At 59.3% G+C, this 25651-nt stretch carries 26 protein-coding genes and 1 other RNA gene; 20 read left to right on the forward strand and 7 right to left on the reverse strand.

Going from position 1 to position 25651, the window contains the following annotated elements; genetic code table 11:
* Positions 1 to 204: 204 nt before the first annotated feature.
* Positions 205 to 642, reverse strand: coding sequence for a Z-ring associated ZapG family protein (locus BMY73_RS16620; protein ID WP_062384273.1), 438 nt, complete (start codon positions 640 to 642; stop codon positions 205 to 207).
* Positions 643 to 787: 145 nt separating this feature from the next.
* Here BMY73_RS16620 and BMY73_RS16625 point away from each other — a divergent pair, with 145 nt between their 5' ends.
* From BMY73_RS16625 to zapE, 3 genes are all read left to right on the forward strand, one after another.
* A complete protein-coding gene (locus BMY73_RS16625; RefSeq protein ID WP_092408428.1) occupies positions 788 to 1417 on the forward strand; it encodes an alpha/beta hydrolase in 630 nt (209 codons plus the stop codon).
* Positions 1418 to 1444: 27 nt separating this feature from the next.
* Positions 1445 to 2794: a tryptophan--tRNA ligase gene (locus BMY73_RS16630; RefSeq protein ID WP_092408430.1), complete on the forward strand. Its 1350-nt coding sequence runs from the start codon at positions 1445 to 1447 to the stop codon at positions 2792 to 2794.
* A gap of 66 nt (positions 2795 to 2860) precedes the next feature.
* Complete coding sequence (zapE, locus tag BMY73_RS16635) at positions 2861 to 3955, forward strand: cell division protein ZapE (RefSeq protein WP_092408433.1); 1095 nt, start codon at positions 2861 to 2863, stop codon at positions 3953 to 3955.
* A gap of 158 nt (positions 3956 to 4113) precedes the next feature.
* Here zapE and BMY73_RS16640 read toward each other — a convergent pair whose 3' ends face one another.
* Positions 4114 to 5010 (reverse strand): GlxA family transcriptional regulator, encoded by an 897-nt coding sequence (locus BMY73_RS16640; RefSeq protein WP_175500199.1) that lies wholly within the window; start codon positions 5008 to 5010, stop codon positions 4114 to 4116.
* 244 nt (positions 5011 to 5254) lie between these two features.
* Between BMY73_RS16640 and BMY73_RS16645 the strand changes: the two genes are divergently transcribed.
* Entirely contained in the window at positions 5255 to 6391 is a 1137-nt protein-coding gene (locus BMY73_RS16645) for an acyl-CoA dehydrogenase family protein (RefSeq protein WP_092408435.1), read from the forward strand.
* A gap of 171 nt (positions 6392 to 6562) precedes the next feature.
* Here the strand turns inward: BMY73_RS16645 and BMY73_RS16650 are convergent, their stop codons facing one another.
* Positions 6563 to 7600, reverse strand: coding sequence for an NADP(H)-dependent aldo-keto reductase (locus BMY73_RS16650; protein ID WP_092408437.1), 1038 nt, complete (start codon positions 7598 to 7600; stop codon positions 6563 to 6565).
* Positions 7601 to 7840: 240 nt separating this feature from the next.
* On the opposite strand from BMY73_RS16650, the gene rplM reads away from it, so the two are divergent.
* The 7 genes from rplM to BMY73_RS16685 all read left to right on the forward strand — a co-directional run bounded on the left by rplM (position 7841) and on the right by BMY73_RS16685 (position 12805).
* The gene (gene rplM / locus BMY73_RS16655) at positions 7841 to 8269 is read left to right on the forward strand and encodes a 50S ribosomal protein L13 (protein ID WP_062384256.1); all 429 of its coding nucleotides are present in this window, start codon (positions 7841 to 7843) and stop codon (positions 8267 to 8269) included.
* Positions 8270 to 8283: 14 nt separating this feature from the next.
* Positions 8284 to 8676, forward strand: a complete 393-nt coding sequence (gene rpsI, locus BMY73_RS16660) for a 30S ribosomal protein S9 (RefSeq protein WP_062384252.1) — start codon at positions 8284 to 8286, stop codon at positions 8674 to 8676.
* Positions 8677 to 8939: 263 nt separating this feature from the next.
* The gene (gene petA / locus BMY73_RS16665; RefSeq protein ID WP_092408439.1) at positions 8940 to 9533 is read left to right on the forward strand and encodes a ubiquinol-cytochrome c reductase iron-sulfur subunit; all 594 of its coding nucleotides are present in this window, start codon (positions 8940 to 8942) and stop codon (positions 9531 to 9533) included.
* The gene (locus BMY73_RS16670) at positions 9533 to 10744 is read left to right on the forward strand and encodes a cytochrome b (protein ID WP_062384246.1); all 1212 of its coding nucleotides are present in this window, start codon (positions 9533 to 9535) and stop codon (positions 10742 to 10744) included. Before petA ends, BMY73_RS16670 begins: the two co-directional genes overlap by 1 nt.
* A complete protein-coding gene (locus BMY73_RS16675) occupies positions 10744 to 11526 on the forward strand; it encodes a cytochrome c1 (protein WP_092408441.1) in 783 nt (260 codons plus the stop codon). Before BMY73_RS16670 ends, BMY73_RS16675 begins: the two co-directional genes overlap by 1 nt.
* Before the next feature lie 229 nt (positions 11527 to 11755).
* The gene (locus BMY73_RS16680) at positions 11756 to 12373 is read left to right on the forward strand and encodes a glutathione S-transferase N-terminal domain-containing protein (RefSeq protein ID WP_062384241.1); all 618 of its coding nucleotides are present in this window, start codon (positions 11756 to 11758) and stop codon (positions 12371 to 12373) included.
* An 18-nt stretch (positions 12374 to 12391) separates the two neighbouring features.
* Entirely contained in the window at positions 12392 to 12805 is a 414-nt protein-coding gene (locus tag BMY73_RS16685; protein WP_062384238.1) for a ClpXP protease specificity-enhancing factor, read from the forward strand.
* Between the two features lie 93 nt (positions 12806 to 12898).
* Here the strand turns inward: BMY73_RS16685 and BMY73_RS16690 are convergent, their stop codons facing one another.
* The 4 genes from BMY73_RS16690 to BMY73_RS16705 form a co-directional block, all read right to left on the reverse strand.
* Positions 12899 to 13477 carry a BON domain-containing protein gene (locus tag BMY73_RS16690; RefSeq protein WP_062384235.1) on the reverse strand — a complete coding sequence of 193 codons (579 nt, stop codon included), beginning with the start codon at positions 13475 to 13477 and terminating at the stop codon, positions 12899 to 12901.
* Positions 13474 to 14067, reverse strand: a complete 594-nt coding sequence (locus tag BMY73_RS16695; RefSeq protein ID WP_092408443.1) for a phosphoheptose isomerase — start codon at positions 14065 to 14067, stop codon at positions 13474 to 13476. Before BMY73_RS16695 ends, BMY73_RS16690 begins: the two co-directional genes overlap by 4 nt.
* 160 nt (positions 14068 to 14227) lie before the next feature.
* Positions 14228 to 14602, reverse strand: a complete 375-nt coding sequence (locus BMY73_RS16700) for a YraN family protein (RefSeq protein WP_082060882.1) — start codon at positions 14600 to 14602, stop codon at positions 14228 to 14230.
* The gene (locus BMY73_RS16705) at positions 14599 to 16413 is read right to left on the reverse strand and encodes a penicillin-binding protein activator (RefSeq protein WP_092408445.1); all 1815 of its coding nucleotides are present in this window, start codon (positions 16411 to 16413) and stop codon (positions 14599 to 14601) included. Before BMY73_RS16705 ends, BMY73_RS16700 begins: the two co-directional genes overlap by 4 nt.
* Before the next feature lie 221 nt (positions 16414 to 16634).
* Between BMY73_RS16705 and rsmI the strand changes: the two genes are divergently transcribed.
* The 9 genes from rsmI (at position 16635) to mraY (ending at position 25649) form a co-directional block, all read left to right on the forward strand.
* Complete coding sequence (rsmI, locus tag BMY73_RS16710) at positions 16635 to 17540, forward strand: 16S rRNA (cytidine(1402)-2'-O)-methyltransferase (protein WP_092408447.1); 906 nt, start codon at positions 16635 to 16637, stop codon at positions 17538 to 17540.
* Between the two features lie 87 nt (positions 17541 to 17627).
* Positions 17628 to 17985: RNase P RNA component class A (rnpB, locus tag BMY73_RS16715), an RNA gene on the forward strand.
* A 306-nt stretch (positions 17986 to 18291) separates the two neighbouring features.
* Positions 18292 to 18747 (forward strand): division/cell wall cluster transcriptional repressor MraZ, encoded by a 456-nt coding sequence (gene mraZ, locus BMY73_RS16720; RefSeq protein WP_092408449.1) that lies wholly within the window; start codon positions 18292 to 18294, stop codon positions 18745 to 18747.
* 2 nt (positions 18748 to 18749) lie between these two features.
* A complete protein-coding gene (rsmH, locus tag BMY73_RS16725) occupies positions 18750 to 19691 on the forward strand; it encodes a 16S rRNA (cytosine(1402)-N(4))-methyltransferase RsmH (protein ID WP_092408451.1) in 942 nt (313 codons plus the stop codon).
* On the forward strand, positions 19688 to 19981 hold the full coding sequence (gene ftsL, locus BMY73_RS16730; RefSeq protein WP_092408453.1) for a cell division protein FtsL: 294 nt from the start codon (positions 19688 to 19690) through the stop codon (positions 19979 to 19981). Before rsmH ends, ftsL begins: the two co-directional genes overlap by 4 nt.
* The gene (locus tag BMY73_RS16735; RefSeq protein WP_062384218.1) at positions 19978 to 21726 is read left to right on the forward strand and encodes a peptidoglycan D,D-transpeptidase FtsI family protein; all 1749 of its coding nucleotides are present in this window, start codon (positions 19978 to 19980) and stop codon (positions 21724 to 21726) included. The genes ftsL and BMY73_RS16735 overlap by 4 nt, the downstream gene beginning before the upstream one ends.
* A complete protein-coding gene (locus BMY73_RS16740; protein WP_092408455.1) occupies positions 21726 to 23189 on the forward strand; it encodes a UDP-N-acetylmuramoyl-L-alanyl-D-glutamate--2,6-diaminopimelate ligase in 1464 nt (487 codons plus the stop codon). Before BMY73_RS16735 ends, BMY73_RS16740 begins: the two co-directional genes overlap by 1 nt.
* Complete coding sequence (murF, locus tag BMY73_RS16745; protein WP_092408457.1) at positions 23182 to 24567, forward strand: UDP-N-acetylmuramoyl-tripeptide--D-alanyl-D-alanine ligase; 1386 nt, start codon at positions 23182 to 23184, stop codon at positions 24565 to 24567. The genes BMY73_RS16740 and murF overlap by 8 nt, the downstream gene beginning before the upstream one ends.
* On the forward strand, positions 24567 to 25649 hold the full coding sequence (gene mraY / locus BMY73_RS16750; protein WP_062384209.1) for a phospho-N-acetylmuramoyl-pentapeptide-transferase: 1083 nt from the start codon (positions 24567 to 24569) through the stop codon (positions 25647 to 25649). Before murF ends, mraY begins: the two co-directional genes overlap by 1 nt.
* The last annotated feature ends 2 nt before the right edge of the window (positions 25650 to 25651 follow it).

Here is a 25651-nt window from a genome sequence, read left to right on the forward strand (position 1 = left end):
ACGGTTGATCGTTGCCGATCGTTCCCACGCTCCGCGTGGTAACGCCGCCCGGGACGCTCTGCGTCCGAATGCAGCGCACGCGTAGCGTCCTAGGCTACATACCCACGCCGAGCGTGGGCACGATCAGCATTGGTCCTTTGCTCCAGCCCACAAAAAAGCCCGCCCCTGATCACCTCAGGGGCGGGCTTTTCGATGTATTTCTGCTTACTTCTTCAAGCCGTAGTGCTCATCCAGCATGCCAGGGGTGTTCGGCATTTTTGGCGCGTAGTCCCGTGGTGGCTCGGCGGCCGTACGCGGTGGCGTCAGACGGTCGCGGGGTGCCTGAAGCGCATCCGGGTGCAGGGCGGCAAGCAGGCGTTGGCGGGTCAAGTCGTCGGTGGCCAGACGGTTGGCGCCCTCGGCGAGGTGTTCTTGTACATCCTGATAGCTTTGGGACAGCTTCTGCACCAGATTAGCCGTGCTGTTGAAGTGAGTGATCACCTCGTTCTGATACGTGTCGAAACGCTCCTGAACGTCATCCAGCTGGCGCTGAGTGCTGTTAGGCGCGGCATTGGGCAGCGCACGCGCCACGAAGAAACCGATGACTACACCGGCGATCAGGGCAATAGTCGGCAGCAACCAAACTAAGAGCGAGTAATCCACGAGTCCTTCCTCTATAAACGGCTTTGCTTTACGTTAACGGCTCGAACCTGCGCTGTATAGCGGCGACGCGTCGCCGACATGCCAGCCACAGACAATCAGCTAGACGAGTCGACCCAATTGAAGGTCACGGAGTTCATTCTTGCTCATGCGTGAAACCCCTGTATTCATCGACGGCCCCGTGGGCCAACTCGAAGCCCTGTACCTTGACCCGGAGGGGGCCAAGGGCGTGGCGCTGATATGCCATCCTAACCCGGTTCAGGGCGGCACGATGCTCAATAAAGTGATCTCGACCTTGCAACGCACGGCGCGCGACGCCGGGTACATCACCCTGCGTTTCAATTATCGTGGCGTTGGCGCCAGTGCCGGCAGCTCGGACATGGGGCAAGGCGAGGTCGATGATGCGCAAGCCGCTGCGTCGTGGCTGCGGGAAAAACACCCGGATCTGCCAATGACCTTGTTCGGATTTTCCTTCGGTGGATTCGTTGCGGCCACGCTGGGCGGGCGTCTCGAAGCCAAAGGCGAAACATTGGGTCACCTGTTCATGGTCGCGCCCGCGGTCATGCGTATCGCCGATCCGAGCACGCTGCCACAGAAGGGCCCTTTGACCGTGATTCAGCCTGAAACCGACGAAGTGGTCGACCCACAACTCGTCTATGCCTGGTCTGACGCACTGTCGCGCCCCCATGAGCTGCTGAAAGTGGCAGAATGCGGACACTTTTTCCACGGCAAGCTGACCGACCTCAAGGATCTGGTCCTGCCGCGCCTTTCGAACTGATCGCAGCACCCAAATAAGCGACTAGCCATGACCACTCGTATCCTGACCGGTATTACCACCACCGGTACGCCACACTTGGGCAACTACGCGGGCGCCATTCGCCCGGCCATCGTTGCCAGCCGCCAGAGCGATGCCGACTCGTTCTACTTTTTGGCCGACTATCACGCCCTGATCAAATGCGATGACCCGCTTCGCATTCAGCGCTCGCGTCTGGAAATCGCCGCGACCTGGCTGGCCGCCGGCCTCGATGTCGATCGCGTGACCTTCTATCGCCAGTCCGACATCCCGGAAATCCCTGAACTGACCTGGCTGTTGACCTGCGTCGCCGGCAAAGGCCTGCTCAATCGCGCCCACGCCTACAAAGCGTCGGTCGACAAGAACGTCGAAGCCGGTGAAGACCCGGACGCCGGTATCACCATGGGCCTGTTCAGCTACCCGGTGCTGATGGCCGCTGACATCCTGATGTTCAACGCCCACCAGGTGCCTGTCGGGCGCGACCAGATTCAGCACGTCGAGATGGCCCGTGACATCGGCCAGCGTTTCAACCACCTGTTCGGCAAGGGCAAGGAATTCTTCGTGATGCCTGAAGCGCTGATCGAAGAGAGCGTGGCGACGTTGCCAGGCCTTGACGGCCGCAAGATGTCGAAGAGCTACGACAACACCATCCCGTTGTTCAGCAGCGCCAAGGAGATGAAGGACGCGATTTCGCGCATCGTCACCGACTCGCGTCTGCCCGGCGAGGCCAAGGACCCGGACAACTCGCACCTGTTCACTCTGTATCAGGCCTTCGCGACCCCGGAACAAAGCCATGAATTCCGTACCGATCTGCTTCAGGGGCTGGGCTGGGGCGACGCCAAGCAACGCCTGTTCCAGTTGCTGGACAGTGAGTTGGGTGAGGCACGCGAGAACTACCATCGTCTGATTGAGCGTCCAGCCGATCTGGAGGACATCCTGCAGGCTGGTGCACAGAAAGCTCGTCGTATCGCGACGCCGTTTCTGGGTGAGCTGCGTGAAGCGGTCGGCCTGAGGTCGTTCCGCGAAACCACGCAAACCGTCGCGGCCCCCAAGAAGAAGGCCAGTAAAGGTGCGCGCTTCGTGAGTTTCCGCGAAGAAGACGGCAGCTTCCGTTTCCGGTTGCTGGCGGCCGATGGCGAGCAATTGCTGCTGTCGCGCTCTTTCGCCGACGGCAAGACGGCTGGCGCGGTGACCAGGCAACTGCAGCAAGGCGATGATCTGGACATTCGGACGGAAGGTGACGCCTTCACCGTATGGCTGGAAGGCGCCTGTGTTGCTGACAGTCCGACGTTCGCCGATGCCGCTGCCCGCGATGCTGCCGTCGAGCGCCTGAAACTGGCCTTGGCGCCGCAACAGGATTAATTGCCATTGCAACGGGCCATCGCTACAGTGGCGGCCCGTTTTTGCTACCTAGCTAACGTAACGACTATGACCCCCCTAGAAAGCTATCAGAACGACCTCAAGAAACCTGAATTCTTCCACGACGCCGCTCAGGAAAACGCTGTGCGTCATCTCCAGCGTCTGTATGACGATCTGGTCGCTGCCCACGAGAGCAAGCCTGGCCTGTTAGGCAAGCTGTTCGGCAAGAAAGAAGTCACGGTGATCAAAGGCCTGTATTTCTGGGGAGGCGTCGGCCGTGGCAAGACTTACCTGGTCGATACGTTCTTCGAGGCGCTTCCTTTTCAAGACAAGATGCGCACCCACTTCCACCGCTTCATGAAGCGTGTGCATGAAGAAATGAAGAACCTCAAGGGGGAGAAGAACCCGCTGACCCTGATTGCCAGGCAGTTCGCGCGTGAAGCCCGGGTTATCTGCTTCGATGAATTCTTTGTGTCCGACATCACCGACGCCATGATCCTCGGCACGCTGATGGAAGAGCTGTTCAAGAACGGCGTGACGCTGGTGGCAACCTCGAACATCGTGCCGGACGGTCTGTACAAGGACGGTCTGCAGCGCGCACGCTTCTTGCCCGCCATTGCGCTGATCAAACAGAACACGGACATCGTCAACGTCGACAGCGGGGTGGATTACCGCTTGCGTCACCTGGAGCAGGCTGAACTGTTCCATTTCCCGCTCAACGAAGCGGCCCAGGAGAGCATGCGCAAGAGCTTCCGCGCGCTGACCCCTGAGTGCACCAAAGCGGTGGAAAACGATGTGCTGATCATCGAGAACCGTCAGATCAAGGCGATTCGCACGTGCGACGACGTGGCCTGGTTCGATTTCCGCGAGCTGTGCGACGGTCCACGTAGCCAGAACGACTACATCGAACTCGGCAAGATCTTCCACGCCGTGTTGCTCAGCGGCGTCGAGCAGATGAGCGTCACCACCGACGACATCGCCCGTCGCTTCATCAACATGGTCGACGAGTTCTACGACCGCAACGTCAAGTTGATCATCTCGGCGGAAGTCGAACTGAAGGACCTGTACACCGGCGGCCGCCTGAACTTCGAGTTCCAGCGCACGTTGAGTCGTCTGCTGGAAATGCAGTCCCACGAATTCCTGTCCCGCGCGCATAAGCCCTGACACCGCAATACCTGTGAGAGCTGCCGGAGGTTACGACGGTGGCGAACGCGGAGTGTCAGTCGCCGGATCCGGTGCAGACTCACCGCATTCGCCAGCAAGCCGGCTCCTACCATCACGTTTCGCAAAAAAAGCCCTGCATCGCTGCAGGGCTTTTTGTTTCAGGCCGCCTGCTGAAACTGCTGGCGGTATTGATTTGGTGACAGGTCGGTGTGTTGCCGGAACAGTCGGGCAAAGAAGCTGGCATCGTCGTAGCCGACTTCGTAGCTGATGGTCTTGATGCTTTTGCGTGACCCCGACAACAGGCCCTTGGCGGTTTCGATACGCAGACGTTGCAGGTAATGCAGGGGCTTGTCGCCCGTCGCGGTCTGGAAGCGGCGCATGAAATTGCGAATGCTCATGCCGTGTTCGCGCGCCACGTCCTCGAAGCGGAATTTGTCGGCGAAGTGCTCTTCGAGCCAGTGCTGGATCTGCAGGATGATCACGTCCTGGTGCAGCTTCTGCCCGCCGAACCCCATGCGGCCCGGCGCGTAGCTGCGCTGGACTTCGTACAGGATGTCTCGCGCAACGGTCTGCGCCACATTGGCGCCGCAGAAGCGCTCGATCAGGTAGATATAAAGATCGCACGCCGAGATCGTGCCGCCCGCGCAATACAGGTTGTCGGCATCGGTCAGGTGTTTTTCCTGGTTAAGCAGCACCTTCGGGAAGCGTTCGGCGAACTCGTTGAAGAAGCGCCAGTAGGTGGTCGCTTCCTTGCCATCGAGCAGACCGGCCTCGGCCAGCCAGAACACGCCGCTGGCTTCGCCGCACAAGACCGCGCCTCGGGCGTGCTGTTCGCGCAACCAGGGCAGAATCTGCGGATAGCGCGCACGCAGGGTGTCGAAGTTCTCGACGAAGGTCGGAAGGATGATGATGTCGGCGTTTTCCAGCGTGCCGTCGACCGGCAACACGACCTCGCTGAAACTGCGCACCTGTTGGCCGTCCGGGCTGACCAGTCGGGTTTCGAACGCAGGCTTCAAGCCCTGGCCCAACTGTTTGCCGTAACGCAGGCTGGCCAGATGAAAGAAGTCTTTGGCCTGGGTGAGGGTGGAAGCGAAAATTCCGTCGATCGCGAGAATGCTGACGCGCCGCAACGGCGCGGAGTGTTGAATAGACATAATCTGTTGTTCTTATATGGGAAAGTGGTCAAGCAACGGCGTGATCGTCTTATTTTTTGTCGGATGTGTCCAGTGTCGTCGTCATCCGGCCCGGCATACGCTCTGACAGCGATTGTCCGACCCTCCCTCCAGCCCAAGGTGCCCCATGCTTCCAAGAACGCTTTTCAGCTCCGAGCACGAGCTTTTCCGTGACAGCGTCCGCAAGTTTCTCGAACAGGAAGCCGCACCGTTTCATGCGCGATGGGAAAAGCAGGGGCATGTCGACCGTGCGCTCTGGAACAAGGCGGGGGAGCAGGGGATGTTGTGTTCGCACCTGCCGGAGGAATACGGCGGCATGGCGGCGGACTTCCTGTACACCACGGTGGTGATCGAAGAAATCTACCGGTTGGGTCTGACGGGCATCGGATTTTCCCTGCATTCGGACATCGTTGCTCCCTATATCCTGCATTACGGCAGCGAGGCCCTGAAGCAGAAGTACTTGCCGAAAATGGTGTCGGGGGAGCTGGTGACGGCCATCGCGATGACCGAGCCTGGAGCGGGCTCCGATCTTCAGGGCGTCAAAACGACAGCCGTGCTGGAGGGTGACGAGTACGTGATCAACGGCTCCAAGACGTTCATCACCAACGGGTTTCTCGCGGATCTGGTGATCGTGGTGGCCAAGACCGACCCCAAGGCGGGGGCCAAAGGTACGAGTCTCTTCCTTGTCGAGGCGGGAACGCCGGGTTTCGAGAAGGGCAAGCGTCTGGAAAAAGTCGGCATGAAGGCCCAGGACACGTCGGAATTGTTCTTTCAGGACGTAAGAGTGCCCAAGGAAAACCTGCTGGGGCAGGCGGGGATGGGATTCGCCTACCTGATGCAGGAGTTGCCGCAGGAACGTCTTACCGTGGCCATTGGCGCCCTTGCGTCGGCCGAGGCGGCGTTGCAATGGACATTGGCCTACACGCGTGAGCGCAAGGCATTTGGACAAGCCATCGCTGATTTCCAGAATACGCGCTTCAAACTGGCTGAGATCGCCACCGAAGTGCAGATCGGCCGCACGTTCATCGATCAGTGTCTGGCATTGCATCTGGAGGGCAAGCTCGATGTACCGACCGCCGCGATGGCCAAGTACTGGTCCACCGACCTGCAGTGCAAGGTGCTGGACGAGTGCGTGCAATTGCATGGTGGTTACGGCTTCATGTGGGAATACCCGATTGCGCGGGCGTGGGCGGATGCGCGGGTGCAGCGGATTTATGCAGGGACCAACGAAATCATGAAGGAGATCATCGCGCGATCGTTGTAGGCGTAGTGGCTCAATCGTTGTAGGAGCGCGGCTTGTCCCGCGATCGGCGGGGAACCCGTCGCAAATACGGTAAATGCGGTGTTTCTGCGAGGCTGCATTCGTCGGATTTGCTGCCGGTTCCCGGCAGATCGCGGGACAAGCCGCGCTCCTACAGGGGGTGTATGTCAGAGGTTAAGGCGCAGGATTGGGCTGATCCTTGTGAATCGCCTCAATGCCCGCCAGGACCTCTTCCGAGAGCACCAGGTTGAAGCTGTCCAGATTGCTCTCCAGTTGTTCCAGCGTGGTCGCGCCGATGATGTTGCTGGTCACGAATGGGCGACTGGTAACGAACGCCAGCGCCATTTGTGCCGGGTCCAGACCGTGTTCACGGGCCAGTGCGACATAACGGGCGCAGGCGGCTTCTGATTGCGGGTTGAAGTAGCGGGTGAAGCGGCTGTAAAGGCTCAGGCGACCTTTTGCCGGACGCGCGCCGTCAGCGTACTTGCCCGACAGCATGCCGAAGGCCATCGGTGAATAGGCCAGCAGGCCGCATTCTTCGCGGATCGCGATTTCCGCCAGACCGACTTCGAAGCTGCGGTTGAGCAAGTTGTACGGGTTCTGGATCGACACCGGACGTGTCAGCCCGTGAGCGTCGGACTCAGCCAGAAACTTCATGGTGCCCCACGGCGTTTCGTTGGACAGCCCGACGTGACGGATCTTGCCTGCCTTGACCTGTTCGTCCAGCGCCTCAAGCACTTCCAGTAGCGGGGTGAACGTCGCGTCGCTGTGGGTATAACCCAACTTGCCGAAGAAGTTGGTGCCGCGCTCCGGCCAGTGCAGTTGGTACAGGTCGAGGTAGTCGGTCTGCAGGCGCTTCAGGCTGGCATCCACGGCGGCGACGATATGGTCGCGGTTGAATTTCGGCTGGCCGTCACGGATGTAATCGATGCCGTTGCCGGGGCCGGCGATTTTGCTGGCGAGAATCCAGTCGGCGCGGTCGCCGTTCTTTTTGAACCAGTTGCCGATGATGGTCTCGGTGCTGGCGTAGGTTTCTTTCTTGGGCGGGACCGGGTACATCTCGGCCGTGTCCATGAAATTGATGCCCGCCGCTTTGGCGCGTTCGATCTGAGCGAAGGCCTCGGACTCGCTGTTTTGCTCGCCCCAGGTCATCGTGCCGAGGCAGATTGCGCTGACTTTGAGGTCGGTTCTGCCCAGTTTGCGATAGTCCATCTGGCTCTCCTGTTTAAAAGAGCCATAAAAGCAGGTTGAAATTTTTTTCGCAATCTGCATAATTCCGCGTCTCTTTGTCGTGGGAGTGATGCCCCGCGACACAAGACTCCGCTGCGATCGAACGCGCTGACCCGAGCCCCCTATAGCGTTCGTGCCCGGCGGCCTTTGACTTGTCAAAGACCGTACTAATGAGTATGCTCCGCCGTCTATTTTTCAGGGCGGCCTTTGAGGCTATAAAGAATGAAAACTTTTACCGCTAAACCGGAAACAGTAAAGCGCGACTGGTTCGTCGTCGACGCTGCTGGCCAGACCCTGGGTCGTCTGGCCACCGAAATCGCGAGCCGTCTGCGTGGCAAGCACAAGCCGGAATACACTCCGCACGTCGACACTGGCGACTACATCGTCGTGATCAACGCTGAGCAAATCCGTGTTACGGGTGCCAAAACGTCCGACAAGATCTACTACTCTCACTCCGGTTTCCCGGGCGGGATCAAGTCGATCAACTTTGAAAAGCTGATCGCCAAAGCTCCTGAGCGCGTGATCGAGACCGCGGTCAAAGGCATGCTGCCTAAGAACCCGCTGGGTCGCGACATGTATCGTAAGCTGAAAGTCTATGCGGGCGCTGCACACCCTCATACTGCTCAGCAGCCCCAAGAACTGAAGTTTTAACGGAATAGTTCATTATGTCGGCGACTCAAAATTACGGCACTGGCCGTCGCAAGACCGCAACCGCACGCGTTTTCCTGCGTCCGGGCACCGGTAACATCTCCATCAACAACCGCTCCCTGGACACGTTCTTCGGTCGCGAAACTGCCCGCATGGTAGTTCGTCAGCCACTGGAACTGACCGAGACTGTCGAAAAATTCGACATCTACGTCACTGTCATCGGCGGTGGTGTGAGTGGTCAAGCTGGCGCAATCCGCCACGGTATCACCCGCGCTCTGATGCAATACGACGAAACGCTGCGTAGCGCTCTGCGCAAAGCAGGCTACGTCACTCGCGATGCTCGCGAAGTTGAACGTAAGAAAGTCGGTCTGCGTAAAGCGCGTAAGCGTCCGCAGTACTCGAAGCGTTAATTCGCTTTTCGTTCAAAAAGAACGCTCAGTTTCCTCTTGGAACTGGGCGTTTTTTTATGGGCGTCTATTATTGGTTGTGACGACGCGACTCATCCGTGGATGCCCCGTTTTATAAGGCCTCCCCGTTTTCGCCAAACGGTAATGTCCTTGCGACTGCTAGGGTTTTGTCATTACCATTCGGCAGGATTTTTTGACAGCTAGAAAAATAATTCAAAGAGAAGCCTGACCAAGCGGGCCTCTAAAAGCTGATGGGAGAGGACGGAATGAGCAATGACGGCGTGAATGCAGGCCGGCGTCGCTTCCTCGTCGCGGCCACGTCTGTGGTCGGCGCTGCAGGAGCGGTGGGGGCTGCGGTCCCGTTCGTGGGGTCATGGTTTCCCAGTGCCAAAGCCAAAGCGGCTGGCGCACCCGTAAAAGTGAATATCAGCAAGATCGAGCCGGGGCAGCAAATGATCGCCGAATGGCGTGGTCAGCCGGTCTTCATCGTTCACCGCACCCCGGAAATCCTCACGAACCTGGGCAAGATCACCGCCCAGCTTTCCGATCCTGAATCAAAGAACTCCACTCAACCTGCCTACGTTGACCCGGTGGTTCGGTCGATCAAGCCCGAGACGCTGTTGCTGATCGGGATCTGTACTCATCTGGGCTGCTCTCCCACCTTCCGTCCCGAGGTCGCGCCCGCTGACCTCGGTAAAGACTGGGTTGGCGGCTACTTCTGTCCTTGTCACGGCTCTCATTACGACCTGGCTGGGCGCGTTTACAAAGCGCAACCTGCACCCCTGAATCTGCCAGTGCCACCGCATTCCTACGAGTCGGACTCAATCATCGTCATTGGCGTCGATCAGGAGAAAGCGTAATGAGCAAATTCATGGACTGGATCGATGCGCGCTTCCCTGCAACCTCCATGTGGGAAGATCACCTCAGCAAGTATTACGCGCCCAAGAATTTCAACTTCTTCTACTTTTTCGGCTCGCTGGCGCTATTGGTGCTAGTGAATCAGATCGTGACCGGCATCTGGTTGACGATGAGTTATACGCCCTCGGCGGAGGAGGCGTTCGCGTCCGTCGAGTACATCATGCGCGATGTCGAATACGGCTCGATCCTGCGCCTTTTGCACTCCACAGGCGCGTCGGCGTTCTTCATCGTCGTCTACCTGCACATGTTCCGTGGGCTGCTCTATGGCTCCTATCAGAAGCCCCGGGAGCTGGTGTGGATCTTCGGTATGTTGATTTACCTGGCGCTGATGGCCGAGGCCTTCATGGGGTATCTGCTGCCATGGGGCCAGATGTCGTACTGGGGCGCTCAGGTGATCATCTCGCTGTTCGGTGCGATTCCGGTCATCGGCAATGACCTTACCCAGTGGATTCGGGGTGACTACCTGATCTCGGGCATCACCCTGAACCGCTTCTTCGCCCTTCATGTGGTCGCGTTGCCCATCGTGATTCTCGGGCTGGTGGTGCTGCACGTGCTGGCACTGCACGAAGTGGGTTCCAACAACCCGGATGGCATCGACATCAAGAAGTACAAGGACGAAAACGGCAAGCCGCTCGACGGCATCGCCTTTCACCCGTATTACACGGTGAAGGATATCGTCGGGGTGGTGGTGTTCCTCTTCATCTTCTGCTCGATCGTGTTCTTCTTTCCGGAAATGGGCGGGTACTTCCTGGAGAAACCAAACTTCGAACAGGCCAACGCGTTCAAGACGCCCGAGCATATCGCGCCGGTCTGGTACTTCACGCCGTTCTACGCGATCTTGCGGGCGATTCCGGACAAGCTCATGGGGGTCATGGCCATGGGCGCGGCGATCGCGGTGCTGTTCGTCTTGCCGTGGCTTGATCGAAGTCCGGTCAGGTCGATGCGTTACAAGGGCTGGCTCAGCCGGATCTGGTTGCTGCTGTTTTGTGTGGCTTTCGTGATTCTCGGGATTCTGGGGGTTCTTCCGCCCAGTCCAGGGCGCGCACTGTTGTCACAGGTGTGTACGTTCGTGTACTTCGCCTACTTCATCCTGATGCCGTTTTACACGCGCATGGAGAAGACAAAACCGGTTCCGGAAAGGGTGACTGGCTAATGAAAAAGCTATTGGCTGTTTTTATGCTCGCTGCCTTGCCTGTGTTGTCGTTCGCCGCCGAGCACGGTGGGCCGGAACTGGAAAGTGTCGATATCGATGTTTCCGACAAGGTTGCCATGCAGGACGGTGCGCGGACCTTCGTGAACTATTGCATGGGCTGCCACAGCGCCAAATTCCAGCGCTACGAACGGGTCGCCGATGACCTTGGCATTCCTCACGAGTTGATGCTGGACAATCTGGTGTTCACGGGCGCCAAGATTGGCGATCACATGGTTGTCGGCATGCAGCCGGCCGATGCCAAGACCTGGTTCGGCGCGGCGCCGCCTGATCTGACCCTGGTGGCACGGGTCCGCGGGACGGACTGGCTGTACGGCTATCTGCGCTCGTTCTACGAGGACCCTGCGCGGCCGTGGGGCGTGAACAACAAGGTGTTCCCCAATGTGGGTATGCCTAATGTGCTCGTCGGTCTGCAGGGCCGTCAGGTCATCGGATGCAAGCAAGTGCAGGTGGTCGAGGGCGACAAGAAGCAATACGACCCTCTGACCGGCGCGCCGCTCACCCATGAAGCCTGTGATCAACTGACGATCGTGCCCAAGACCGGAACGCTTACCGAAGAGCAGTTCGACGAAAAGATCAAAAACCTGGTGACCTTTCTCGCGTATTCGGCGAACCCGGTCAAGCTGCAACACCAGCGCATCGGCACCTATGTGCTGTTGTACCTGGCGGTCCTGTTCATCTTCGCGTACCTGCTCAAGCGCGAATACTGGAAGGATGTGCACTGACGGGAGGGTGTTTCGGCTGCAGACGCAACGCGCTCTGGAGAGCCTCGTTCGGGTAATGACCGCAGAGCGGGTATAGTGGCGGGCGAAAGATTGCAGAATTTACTTTGAGTAAATGAGCTATCTTGTCGCCCGCGACGAACACCCGCTCATTGTGGATGTTGCCGAAGGCGCCTTCAGGGCGCGTTCGTTTTTTCTGCTTCTGAATATTTAACAAGCGAGGAGGACCGCCATGGGCGTGACCAACCGGTTGGCCTGTTACTCCGACCCCGCCGACCACTATTCCCATCGCGTGCGCATTGTGCTCGCCGAGAAAGGTGTCAGCGCCGAGATCATCGATGTTGCAGAGGGTCGCCATCCGGCGAAACTGATCGAGGTGAATCCGTACGGCAGCTTGCCGACGCTGGTCGATCGTGACCTGGCGTTGTACGAGTCTACGGTTGTCATGGAATACCTGGATGAGCGGTATCCTCATCCGCCTTTACTGCCGGTATACCCTGTAGCACGCGCCAACAGCCGGCTGCTGATCCACAGGATCCAGCGTGACTGGTGCGGTTTGGTGGATCTGATTCTGGACCCGCGCAGCAAAGAGGCTGCTCGTGTTCAGGCGCGCAAGGAGTTGCGCGAAAGTCTGACCGGCGTGTCGCCACTGTTCGCGGAAAAACCATTTTTCCTCAGTGACGAGCAAAGTCTGGTCGACTGCTGTCTATTGCCCATACTCTGGCGCCTGCCGATTCTGGGTATCGAGTTGCCGCGGCCTGCCAAGCCGCTGCTTGATTATATGGAGCGCCAGTTTGCGCGTGAGGCATTTCAGGCAAGTCTGTCTGCTGCCGAACGCGATATGCGCTAAGGCTTAAGGAACCGTTCGATGAACTCCAGTCGCCCCTATCTGATCCGCGCTCTGTATGAGTGGATCGTGGATAACGATTGCACGCCGCACATTCTGGTCAATGCCGAATACCCGGCGGTGCAAGTCCCGCAAGGTTTTGCCAATGACGGGCAGATCGTCCTCAACATTTCGCCAAGCGCAGTACGTCATCTGCACATGGATAACGATGCAGTGAGCTTCGAAGGTCGCTTTGGCGGCGTTCCCCACAGCCTTTACGTTCCGGTGGCCGCGGTAATGGGTATTTATGCCCGTGAAAACGGCCAGGGTATGGTCTTCGATCTGGAGCCGGCCGTGGATGACGATGAAGATCTGGACGTGGATGACGACACACCGCCACCGGATGACGAGCCGCCGCGCCCAAGCGGCCGGCCGAGTCTGAAAGTGGTCAAGTAGTTGGCTGCGTTGTAAATAAAAAGGCGATCCCTCGGGATCGCCTTTTTATTGGATATCGGTTGTGACGGTAGGGCGCCCATGCCCCGTTGATACTTAGTCGATGTACTCGAACAATTTCACGATTTTCTGCACGCCGGACACACCCTGGACCAGGTTGGTCGCGCGGTTGGCTTCGGCCTGAGTGAGCAAGCCCATGAGGTAAACGATGCCGTTCTCGGTCACGACCTTGATGCGCGAGCCGGGAATGGCGCTGTCCGTCAGCATCTCGGTCTTGATCTTGCTGGTCAGCCAGGCATCGTTGCTGCGAGCCAGCATTGAGGAAGGGGCAATGACCTGCAGTTCGTTATTGACCTTCTTGACCTTCTGCACCTGGCTGGCAGTCTGTTCGGCCAGTTGCTTGAGGTCTGCTCGCGGCGTCTGACCGGCCAGCAAGACCACGCCGTTGAAGCTGGTCACGACGATGTGCGAGTTGTTCTCCAGATCAGGGCTGGCCTTGTCGATATTCACGGCAACCTTGGTTTCGATCAGCGAATCGTCGATCTTGCTACCGAAGGTGCGTGTGCCGCGATCGTCGTCGATCGGGGCTTCACGGCTGGCGTTGATCACCGAGCTGCATCCGCTGATGCCCAGGCAGAGCGTCAGGGCCAGCAGGCTGAGACGTTTGGATATCATTCTTCACTCCCGAACAGTTGGCTGTCGATCAAGTCGCAGAGACAGTGGATCGCCAGCAGGTGGACTTCCTGAATACGTGCGGTGACTTTGGCCGGGACGCGGATTTCGACGTCTTCGGGCAGCAGCAGCGATGCGACGTCCCCCCCATCGCGGCCGGTCAGTGCTACGACAATCATTTCCCGGTCATGTGCGGCCTGGATGGCCTGGATAATGTTGGCCGAGTTGCCGCTGGTGGAGATCGCCAGCAATACATCGCCGGGTTGGCCCAGCGCGCGGATCTGTTTGGAAAAGATCTCGTTGTAGCTGTAGTCGTTGGCGATCGAGGTGATGGTCGAGGTATCTGTGGTCAGCGCGATGGCGGGCAGACTCGGTCGCTCACGCTCGAAACGGTTGAGCAGCTCGGAGGAAAAGTGCTGTGCGTCGCCGGCCGAGCCGCCGTTGCCACACGCAAGCATTTTGCCCTCGTTGAGCAGGGCGTTGACCATCACCTGGCTGGCTTGCTCGATGTAGGGTGCAAGAACGTCCATCGCCTGTTGCTTGGTATCAATGCTGGCCTGAAAAAGCTGGCGAATTCGGGATTGCATGTCCATCTATGAAAACCTTAATAGGGGCGGCTGGTCGGGGCGACGTCTGAGCGCGTCATCGGCTTCCCGGCACAAGACTGTGCAGCCCGCAAAGCAAAGAGCAAAAAAACGGTGTGGTTTTGTGTATCGGCGAGCTTGCCGGTGCAGGTGGCAATCAGCAGCGTTCTCAGCTGTCGAAGGCATTCTGCAGCCAGTTCAACGCAGGGCCGTTACCCGGATCGCCATTGATGGCGACGACGTCGAAACGGCAAGGCGCGTCTGCCCATTTCGACTCGCGTTGCAGGAACCATTGTGCGGCCAGGGTAAGCTTTTCCTGCTTGCGAAAATCGACGCTTTCCAGCGCGCCACCCCATCCAGCGTGTCGCCGATAGCGAACTTCGACGAATACTACTGTATCGCCGTCGAGCATGACCAGATCAAGCTCGCCGCGTTTGCATGACCAATTCTGCGTAATCAGTTGTAAGCCGTGTGCCAGCAGGTGTCGCAGGGCATAGGCTTCGGCCTCTTGCCCTGCGGTTCGACGCGTGTTGCCTGGGATCAAGGGGCGGTGTCCGGCAGGCGCTGGACCTTGCCGTCGACGAACTGTGCCCACGGCAGCTGACGCTCGATGCGTTGACCCGGGCCGATGGACAGGCTACCCGACAGGCCGTCGATGCGGCTGTCAGGCAAGGTTTTCAACTGCGTCAGGCGAGGCGCCAGGCGGTAGGCGTCGATACCCATGGCGTAAAGGCGACCCAGACTGCCGCCCGCTTGCGGCCACTGAGTGGTGACCTGCTGGCGCAACGGATCGGCGGCATTCAGCAGCCAGGGGGTTTCACAGAAGCGTACGCCCGCCAGGTCGTTGTACATCGCCTGGTCGCCGCTATTGGTGAACAAGTGCGAGGTGGCATACACCGGCACGTCGCCTGCGTACTGGAAGACCATGGTCGGTCTGATCTGCTGGGCCTGTTGCGGCGTCGCGGCGAGGAACATGAAGTCCACGTCCTGACGGCGGCTCGGCTGAGCGGCCATCTGCGCACCGGTGGTGCTTTGCAGGCGTTGTGCGCGACCTTCGCTGTTGCGCAGCTGGAACAGGTCGGCGACCTGCTGGGCCAGGGCTACGGGCTGATCGATACGTTCGACGCCGAGGAAAGTGCCGCCTTTGGCCTGCCAGCTTTGACGGAACGCGTCGAGTACGCGATCACCCCATTCGCCTTTCGGCACCATGGCCACTGCGCTGCGCTTGCCATCTGCCCAGGCGCGGCGTGCGACTTCGCGAGCTTCGTCTTCGGCGGCCAGACCAAACTGGAACAACTCGGCCGGGCCATGTGCGGTGACGTCGCTGTAATTCAGCGCCAGTGTGGTGATGGGCAGTTGTTGATGAGTGCTCAGCTGTTTGACCAACGGTTTTTCAAGCGGGCCCACTACCATTTGCGCGCCGGCCGCTTTGGCCTGGGCATAGAACGCGTCCATCGACGTCACGCGTGAGCTGTCGAACACTTCAATGGCGGGTGGGTTCTGGCCGGCCTGTTGTGCCTGATAGTGGGCCGCCATGAAGCCGTCACGCAGGGCGCGGGCGACAGAGGCGAGCGGGCCTTCCTGAGGCAGCAGCAGAGCGATTTTAGTGAGCGGCACGCTCTTGAGGTCGCGCAACTGCGCCAGCGGGGTCGGCAGTTGGCGCGCAGCGGGGTGCTGCGGGTTTTGCGCTTTCCAGTTATCGATGGCCGCCTGTTGTTGCTCCAGAGTCCCCGCGCCTTTGACCGCGCGGGCCAGACTCAACCAGCCGCCCATGTCGTCGTTGCTCGTGCCCTGCAACTGCTCAGGTGGTAGCGCGGCAACCAGTGTCCAGATGGCATCGTTGTTGGCCGTCAGGGCATCGCCTTGAAGGAGGGGCCCCATGAACACGCGTTCGCTGGCGGCTGCAAGTGTCTGACCGTCGGCTTCCAGTGCCCGGGCGCGAACGGTGTGGGCGCGGGTCTGCAGATCGACCGGCATCTCTCCCAGGTGCTGCATGCTGGGGTGGTTGAGCGCGGTCAATGCAGCTTTTGGCTGGCTGCGGCCCAGTGCGAGCTCGGCGGACAGGGTGCTGGCGTAGATTTGTTTGTCGGTCTTGAGCTGATCCATCTGGACTTGCTCAAGAATGCTGGCCGCGCGCCCCGGATTGTTCTGGCGTGCGGCCAGGTCGGCAGCGGTCAGTCGGAGCAATGCCGCCTGATCGGGCGACTTGGCCGCAGCGGCTTGTTCGAGCAACTGCTCGATGCTGGCGTCAGGGGTGCGTGGCAATTCGCCAAGACTGGAGGAGGGCGAACCGGCACAAGCGGCCAACAAGGCAGCCAGGCAGAGGGCAGAGAACAGCCGCAGGCAAGCGATCATGTATATGTTCCTGATTCTCGAGCAAATTAGCGTGGAATTGTACCCAAGCACTGGCCGGGGCGCGATGTCGTAGGCGTTAAAGCAGCGATATAGGTCGTCTCGAAGCGTAAATGAGGGCTTCGGTCAGTCGGATTACCTGTCGGGCGGCGATCATTGAAGGGTGTGTGCGCAAGTGTCCGTGCATTTTCAATCTCCCTGTGAGACTCGCGTGAACCTGTACAATGCAGGCTTTTACCGAACATGAGGTGTGCGCTTTGACTGCTCCGGGTGCTTTGAATTCCACTACAGGCTCGCTTTATGTGGTGGCCACGCCAATCGGCAACCTGGATGACATGAGCGTGCGTGCCTTGAAGGTGTTGCGCGAGGTGGCCTTGATTGCCGCTGAAGATACCCGGCATTCCTTACGCCTGATGCAACATTTCGGCATAGCGACGCCGTTGGCCGCCTGTCACGAGCATAACGAGCGGGATGAGGGGAGCCGGTTCATCGCGCGTCTGCTGGCGGGCGATAATGTGGCGCTGATCTCGGATGCGGGTACGCCGTTGATTTCCGATCCCGGCTATCACCTGGTGCGCCAGGCGCGTGCGGCCGGTATCCAGGTGATTCCGGTTCCCGGCGCCTGTGCACTGATCGCGGCGCTGTCGGCTGCGGGGCTGCCTTCCGATCGATTCATTTTCGAAGGGTTTCTGCCTGCAAAGTCGGTCGGGCGCAAAGCGCGCCTGGAATTGCTGAAAGAAGAACCGCGCACCGTGATTTTCTATGAAGCGCCGCACCGGATTCTGGAATGCCTGCAGGATCTGGAAGACATTTTCGGTGCTGACCGTCCCGCGGTCTTGGGGAGGGAACTGACCAAGACGTTCGAAACGCTCAAGGGATTGCCCTTGGGGGAGCTGCGTGCCTTTGTCGAAGGGGACAGCAATCAGCAGCGTGGAGAATGTGTGGTGTTGGTGGCCGGTTGGAGCACGCCGGAGGGCGAAGACGTTATCGGAGCCGAGGCTCGACGCGTACTGGATCTGCTGTTGCAGGAAATGCCGCTCAAACGTGCGGCTGCGCTGGCTGCGGAGATCACCGGGGTGCGCAAGAATCTGCTGTACCAGGTCGCTCTGGACAAGCAGAAAGGCGAGTGACCGAACCCCGTCAGCCCGTCATACAAAAGTCGCAGGGGCTTATTAAAGCTTGTTCTTGTGCCTCCCTGCCATTAACCTTGGCGGCGGAGAGTCGATTGGACAGTCGCTGCCTTTCATTGTTCCGCAATGAAGGGGGGAGGAAAGTCCGGGCTCCATAGGGCGGAGTGCCAGGTAACGCCTGGGGGGCGTGAGCCTACGGAAAGTGCCACAGAAAATAACCGCCTAAGCACTTCGGTGCCGGTAAGGGTGAAAAGGTGCGGTAAGAGCGCACCGCACGTCTGGCAACAGTTCGTGGCTAGGTAAACCCCACTCGGAGCAAGACCAAATAGGGTTCCAAGGCGTGGCCCGCGCTGGAACCGGGTAGGTTGCTAAAGATGTCCAGTGATGGCCATCGTAGAGGAATGACTGTCCTCGACAGAACCCGGCTTACAGATCGACTCTCCACCTTTTTCCCTCCTCTGTTTTTCTCCCGCAGAACCTCCTCGTAATACCGAAAAAATCTTAAACCTCATAAATCACTTTAACTTCAAACGTTAGCGTTCTGAGTTGATTCGGATTTATCTGTAGGACCGCTCCGAAATTTTTTAAAACTCCTGCATTTCCCCTCCTAAATCTCCGTCCTGTAAGGGTTTTCCTTAAGAAGTTGCCTTGACGGTGTGGTGGGCGCATTCCTATAGTGTGCGCAAGTGGCGGAAAGTGGCGTGAAGTGGGTTTTTTGAGCGCAAAAAGATAATATTCGGAGAAAGCGCCTGTGTTCCGTGGTGCAAACGCAATCAATCTCGATGCAAAGGGCCGTCTCGCTATGCCGAGCCGGTACCGTGACGAGCTGGATTCGCGTAGCGCCGGGCAACTGATCGTGACCATCGATACCGTCGATCCATGCTTGTGCATCTATCCACTTCCGGAATGGGAGCTGATCGAAGCCAAATTGCGTGAGCTCGCCACATTTCGCGAGGAAAACCGTCGTCTGCAGCGACTGTTGATCGGTAATGCCGTGGATCTCGAGCTTGATGGGAGCGGGCGTTTTCTGGTGCCGCCACGGTTGCGTGAGTACGCCAAGCTCGACAAGCGCGTGATGCTGGTAGGCCAGCTGAACAAGTTTCAACTGTGGGATGAGGACGCCTGGAACGCACTTGCTAATGCGGACCTTGCGGCCATTCAAAAACCGGGCGCGATGCCTGATGAACTGCGTGATTTGATCCTGTGACTATGAATAGCGGCTTTACCCACATCACCGTACTGCTCGAAGAAGCCGTCGAGGCTCTCGCGGTGCGCGCCGATGGCTGCTATCTGGATGGCACGTTCGGGCGAGGCGGACACAGCCGCCTCATATTGCAGAACCTGGGGCCGGACGGTCGGCTTCTCGGATTCGATAAAGATCCTCAAGCGATTGCCACAGGGCAAGCGCTGGCGGCCGAAGACGGCCGCTTTGTCATTGTGCAGCGCAGCTTTGCCGAACTCGGCTCCGAAGCTCTGGCACGCGGCCTGGCAGGAAAAGTCAGCGGCGTGCTGCTGGACCTCGGCGTTTCCTCGCCACAACTGGATGATCCCGAGCGCGGCTTCAGCTTCATGAATGATGGCCCGCTGGACATGCGCATGGACCCCTCTCGCGGGATCAGTGCCGCCGAGTTCGTCAATACGGCATCCGCCGAAGAAATCGCCCGGGTCTTCAAAGAATACGGCGAAGAGCGTTTTGCCCGGCGCATGGCCGGTGCGGTGGTCGCCCGTCGCGATACGCAGCCGTTCGAACGCACTGCTGACCTCGCTGAAGTCCTGAAAGTCGCCAACCCGGCGTGGGAAAAAGGCAAGAACCCGGCAACTCGCGCATTCCAGGGACTGCGTATCCACGTCAATAACGAATTGGGTGATCTGGAAGCCGGCCTTGATGCCGCCCTGGAGAACCTTGAGGTCGGCGGACGTCTGGTAGTCATAAGCTTCCATTCGCTCGAAGACCGCATCGTCAAGCTGTTCATGCGCAAGTTGGTCAAGGGCGAGGCAGACAACATGCCGCGCAACCTGCCAATCCGCCATCAAGCATTCGAGCCGCGCATCAAGATCATCGGCAAGGCGCAATTTGCCTCCGACGATGAAACCCGCGTCAATCCAAGGTCGCGCAGTGCTGTCATGCGTGTTGCGGAGAAGCTACGGTGAGCCGCGGTTTCTTCAAGCCGTTGCCGGCCGGCAGCTTCTTTATGCTGCTGCTGTTCATTGCCGTCCTCGTGTCGGCGATTGCCGTTTCCTACAGTGCTCACTGGAATCGTCAGTTGCTCAACTCGCTGTACGCCGAGCTTAGCGTGCGTGACAAGGCGCAGGCCGAGTGGGGACGGTTGATTCTGGAGCAAAGCACCTGGACGGCGCACAGCCGTATCGAGGCACTGGCGACCGATCAGCTGAAAATGCGTATCCCGAACGCCGCCGATATCCGGATGGTGTCGCCATGATGAAGCTCGAAGGGGCACTTTATCCCTGGCGGTTCCGCGTCGTGGTCGGGCTCTTGTCGATCATGGTTTTGGCTATTTGCTATCGCATCGTCGACCTGCAGGTCATCGATCATCGGTTCCTCATCGAACAAGGCGACGCGCGCAGCCTGCGCACTGTTTCCATTCCGGCTCACCGGGGCCTGATCACCGACCGTAACGGCGAGCCGTTGGCCGTGAGCACGCCAGTGACCACGATCTGGGCGAACCCGTCCGAAATGCAGGCCGACAAGAGCAAGTGGGGCTTGTTGGCGCAGGCATTGGGTCAGGACCCGAAGGCGCTCGCCGATCGCCTGAACGAGCAGTCCACCAAAGAGTTCATCTATCTGGTTCGCGGGCTTACCCCGGAGCAGGGTCAGTCTGTGCTTGATCTGAAAGTACCGGGCGTTTATGGCAAGGAAGAGTTCCGTCGTTTCTATCCGGCGGGCGATGTCACGGCACACATGGTGGGATTCACCGACCTCGACGACCACGGTCGTGAGGGTGTCGAACTTGCGTATGACGACTGGCTTGCAGGGGTGCCGGGGAAACGGCAGGTCATCAAGGACCGGCGCGGCAGGTTGATCAAAGACCTGCAAGTGAAGAAAAACGCCAAGGCCGGGAAGACCTTGGCTTTGTCTATTGATCTGCGCCTGCAATACCTGGCGACCCGTGAACTGCGTAACGCGATTCAGGAAAACGATGCGAAGGCCGGCAGCCTGGTGATCATGGACGTGAAGACCGGTGAAGTGCTGGCGATGGTCAACCAGCCGACCTACAACCCGAACAACCGCCGTACCATGGTGCCGGCCGCCATGCGTAACCGCGCGATCATCGACGTGTTCGAACCAGGTTCGACCATGAAGCCGATCTCGATGACGGCTGCCCTCGAAAGCGGGCGCTGGAAGCCTACCGACAAGGTCGAGGTTTATCCGGGCACGCTGCAAATCGGCAAATACACCATTCGTGACGTGACCAAAACCGAAGGCCCGATCCTCGATCTGACCGGCATCCTGATCAACTCCAGTAACGTCGGCATGAGCAAAGTGGCGTTCGACGTGGGCGGCGAAGCGATTTTTCGGGCCATGCAGCGAGTCGGCCTCGGTCAGTACACCGGCCTGGGCTTCCCGGGCGAGCGCGTGGGCAACCTGCCGAACTACCGTGAATGGCGCAAGGCCGAAACCGCGACCCTGTCGTACGGCTACGGCCTTTCCGTCACCGCTTTGCAACTGGTGCACGCGTACTCGGCGCTGGCGAACAACGGCAAGCTCGTCCCGCTGACCATCCTGAAAACCGACAAGCCTGCGGAGTCGACCCAGGCGATTCCGGAAGCGACCGCAAAAACCCTGCAAGGCATGCTGCAACAGGTGATCGAAGACCCGCGTGGCGTTTATCGAGCGCGCGTGCCGTCTTATCACGTCGCTGGCAAATCGGGTACCGCGCGTAAGACCTCCGTCGGCACCAAGGGGTACGCGGAGAATTCCTATCGCTCGTTGTTCGCAGGCTTCGGCCCGATGAGCAATCCGCGCTATGCCATCGTGGTGGTGATCGACGAACCGAGCAAAGGCGGCTACTTCGGTGGTCTGGTTTCCGCGCCCGTTTTCAGCAAAGTCATGTCCGGCACGTTGCGTTTGATGAACGTACGCCCGGACAACCTCGCGCCGATTCCACCTGAACAGCAAGCCAATGCCGCTCCGGTCGTTGCTCCAGTCAAGGGAGGGCGCGGCTGATGTCCTTTAACTTGAGCAAGATTTTTTCCCAGAGCGATCGTGACCTGTTGATTCGCGAACTGACGCTGGACAGCCGAAAAGTCCGTCCGGGCGATCTGTTCCTGGCGATTCCGGGTCTGAAAGTCGACGGGCGCGATCACATCACCGACGCCATCGCTCATGGTGCTGCGGCTGTCGCCTATGAAGTCGAAGGTGCCAAGGTGCTTCCGATCACCGATATCCCGATGATTCCGGTGAAAGGGCTGGCTGCGCAACTGTCCGACATCGCGGGCCGTTTCTACGGCGACCCGAGTCGCAGCATGAATCTGGTCGGCGTGACCGGCACCAATGGCAAGACCAGCGTCACTCAACTGATTGCACAGGCACTGGACAAACTGGGTCAGCACTGCGGCCTGATCGGCACCTTGGGGACAGGCTTCTATAGCGATTTGAAGAGTGGTATCCACACCACGCCCGACCCGATTTCCGTACAGTCCACGATCTATGACCTGAAAAAAGCGGGTGCCAGAGCCATCGCGATGGAGGTTTCATCGCACGGTCTGGATCAGGGGCGGGTGACGGCGTTGGCATTCGACGTCGCGGTCATGACCAACCTGTCCCGTGATCATCTGGATTACCACGGGACGATGGAAGCCTATGGCGCCGCCAAGGCCAAGCTGTTTGCCTGGGATGACCTGCGTTGCCGCGTGATCAACCTTGACGACGCGTTCGGTCGCCAACTGGCTGCCGCCCCCCATGCCTCGCGCTTGATTACGTACAGCCTGGAAGACAGCAGCGCCTATCTGTTCTGCCGTGATGCGCATTTCGATGACGACGGCGTGCGCGCCACGCTTGTGACGCCACAAGGCGATCACGTCCTGCGCAGCGGTCTGCTGGGTCGCTTCAACCTGAGTAACGTACTGGCTGCAGTCGGTGCGCTGATGGGCCTCGATTATCCGCTGGACGACATTCTCAACGTGTTGCCGAGCCTCGAAGGCCCGGTAGGGCGCATGCAGCGTCTTGGCGGAGGGTCGCGACCTTTGGTGGTCGTTGATTACGCCCACACGCCGGATGCCCTGGAAAAAGTCCTCGCTGCACTGCGCCCGCATGCCAAGGGCCAACTGACCTGTCTGTTCGGTTGCGGTGGTGATCGCGATCGCGGCAAGCGTCCGTTGATGGCCGAAGTGGTGGAGCGTCTGGCCGACAAGGTCCTGGTCACCGACGACAACCCGAGAACCGAAAACCCGATACGCATCTTCGATGACATTCGGGCGGGCTTCAGTGCCGTAGAAAACGTCGCGTTCGTCGCCGGTCGTGGTCAGGCCATCGCGCAAATCATCGCTCAGGCTCAAGCCGCCGACGTGATCGTATTGGCTGGCAAGGGGCACGAGGATTACCAGGAAATCGACGGCCAGCGCCATCCGTTTTCCGATCTTGAAGAAGCCGCCAAGGCACTGGACGCATGGGAGGCTGCACATGCTTAAGCCACTTTCGTTCAGCGAACTGGTGCTGCCGCTCGACGCGCGTCGGGTAGGCGAGGATTGCAGCTTTACCGGCGTCAGCATCGACAGCCGGGCCATCAATCCGGGGCAGTTGTTCGTCGCGCTCACCGGCCCGCGTTTTGACGGTCACGATTATCTGGATCAGGTCGCCGCGAAAGGTGCGGTGGGGGCGTTGGTCGAGCGCGAGATTCAAGGCAGTTCGTTGCCCCAACTGATCGTGGGCGACACGCGCAAGGCGCTCGCGCAATTGGGCGCGATGAACCGTAATGCGTTTATAGACAAACCGGTGGCTGCCATCACTGGCTCCAGCGGTAAAACCACGGTCAAGGAAATGCTCGCGAGTATTCTGCGTACGCGTGGTCCGGTGCTGGCAACTCGCGGCAACCTGAACAACGAACTGGGTGTTCCGCTGACGCTGCTTGAACTGTCTCCCGCGTTCGACGCGGCGGTCATTGAACTGGGCGCCTCGCGGATCGGCGAAATCGCCTTCACCGTCAGTCTGACCAAACCTCATGTCGTGGTACTGACCAACGCCGGGACCGCGCACGTCGGTGAGTTCGGCGGGCCAGAGAAGATCGTCGAAGCCAAAGGCGAAATCATCGAAGGTCTCGATACCCGCGGCGTTGCGGTGTTGAATCTCGACGACAAGGCCTTCGACATATGGGTGGCCCGCGCGGCCGGTCGCAAGGTGTTGAGTTTTTCCCGTGGCAACGCCCAGGCCGACTTTTATGCCTCCGATCTGGGCATCGACGCCCGCGGTTGCCCGGCCTTCACGCTGAATGGCCCAAGTGGCTCGGCGCAGGTTCAACTGAATCTGCTCGGTGCGCACAACGTTGCAAACGCGTTAGCCGCGGCCGCTGCTGCGTACGCGCTGGACGTGTCTCTGCCGGGCATCGTGACCGGCCTCAACGATGTTCAGCCGGTCAAAGGGCGCACTGTTGCGCAGCTAGCGACCAACGGTATTCGCGTTATCGACGACACCTACAACGCCAACCCGAGTTCCGTGGCGGCAGCCACCGATATTCTCGCTGGCTTCGCAGGCCGTACCGTGCTGGTGCTGGGCGATATCGGCGAATTGGGTGACTGGGCGGAGCAGGGCCACCGTGACGTGGGTGCGTACGCCGCCGGCAAGGTCGACGCCCTGTATGCCGTTGGTCCCCTGATGGCCCATGCCGTCAAGGCTTTCGGGCAGGATGCGCGCCATTTTGCCAATCAGGCCGACCTGATCGAAGCGCTACGCGCCGAGCAAGATAAAAACACAACCCTTTTGATCAAAGGTTCTCGCAGTGCCGCGATGGAAAACGTCGTGGCAGCGCTATGCGGATCTGAGACTTACCCCTTGAAGGCGGAGAAACATTAATGCTGCTGCTGCTGGCCGAGTATCTGCAACAGTTCTACAAAGGCTTCGCGGTCTTCCAGTACCTGACCCTGCGCGGGATCCTTGGCGTGCTCACCGCACTGTCATTGTCGCTCTGCCTCGGTCCCTGGATGATCCGTGCCCTGCAGAACAAGCAGATCGGCCAATCGGTCCGTAACGACGGCCCTCAATCGCACCTGTCCAAATCCGGCACCCCGACCATGGGCGGCGCACTGATTCTGTCGGCTATCGGCATCAGTACCCTGCTGTGGGCGGACCTAACCAACCGTTACGTCTGGGTCGTACTCATCGTGACCCTGTTGTTTGGTGGCATCGGCTGGGTGGACGACTACCGCAAGGTGATCGAAAAGAACTCGAAGGGCCTGCCAAGCCGCTGGAAGTACTTCTGGCAGTCGGTGTTCGGCCTGGGCGCTGCGATCTTCCTTTATATGACCGCGCAAACGCCGGTGGAGACCACGCTGCTGATTCCGATGCTCAAGGATTTCAGCATTCCATTGGGCATCGGCTTCGTCGTCCTGACGTACTTCGTGATCGTCGGCTCCAGCAACGCCGTGAACCTGACCGATGGCCTGGACGGTCTGGCGATCCTGCCGACGGTGATGGTCGGCGGCGCGCTGGGCATTTTCTGCTACCTGTCCGGTAACGTGAAATTCGCCGAGTACCTGCTGATTCCCTACGTTCCGGGCGCAGGTGAACTGATTGTGTTCTGCGGCGCGTTAATCGGTGCGGGCCTGGGCTTTCTCTGGTTCAACACGTATCCGGCCCAGGTCTTCATGGGCGACGTCGGTGCGCTGGCGCTGGGCGCAGCACTGGGCACCATCGCGGTGATCGTTCGTCAGGAAATCGTTCTGTTCATAATGGGCGGCGTGTTCGTGATGGAAACCCTGTCAGTCGTCATTCAGGTTGCATCGTTTAAATTGACCGGCCGCCGCGTTTTCCGCATGGCACCGATCCATCACCACTTTGAACTCAAAGGCTGGCCCGAGCCTCGCGTGATCGTCCGTTTCTGGATCATCACGGTGATTCTCGTGCTGATCGGCCTTGCCACGTTGAAACTGAGGTAGAA

Origin of the sequence: Pseudomonas sp. NFACC02 (assembly GCF_900110765.1) — a bacterium.
Classification (GTDB): domain Bacteria; phylum Pseudomonadota; class Gammaproteobacteria; order Pseudomonadales; family Pseudomonadaceae; genus Aquipseudomonas.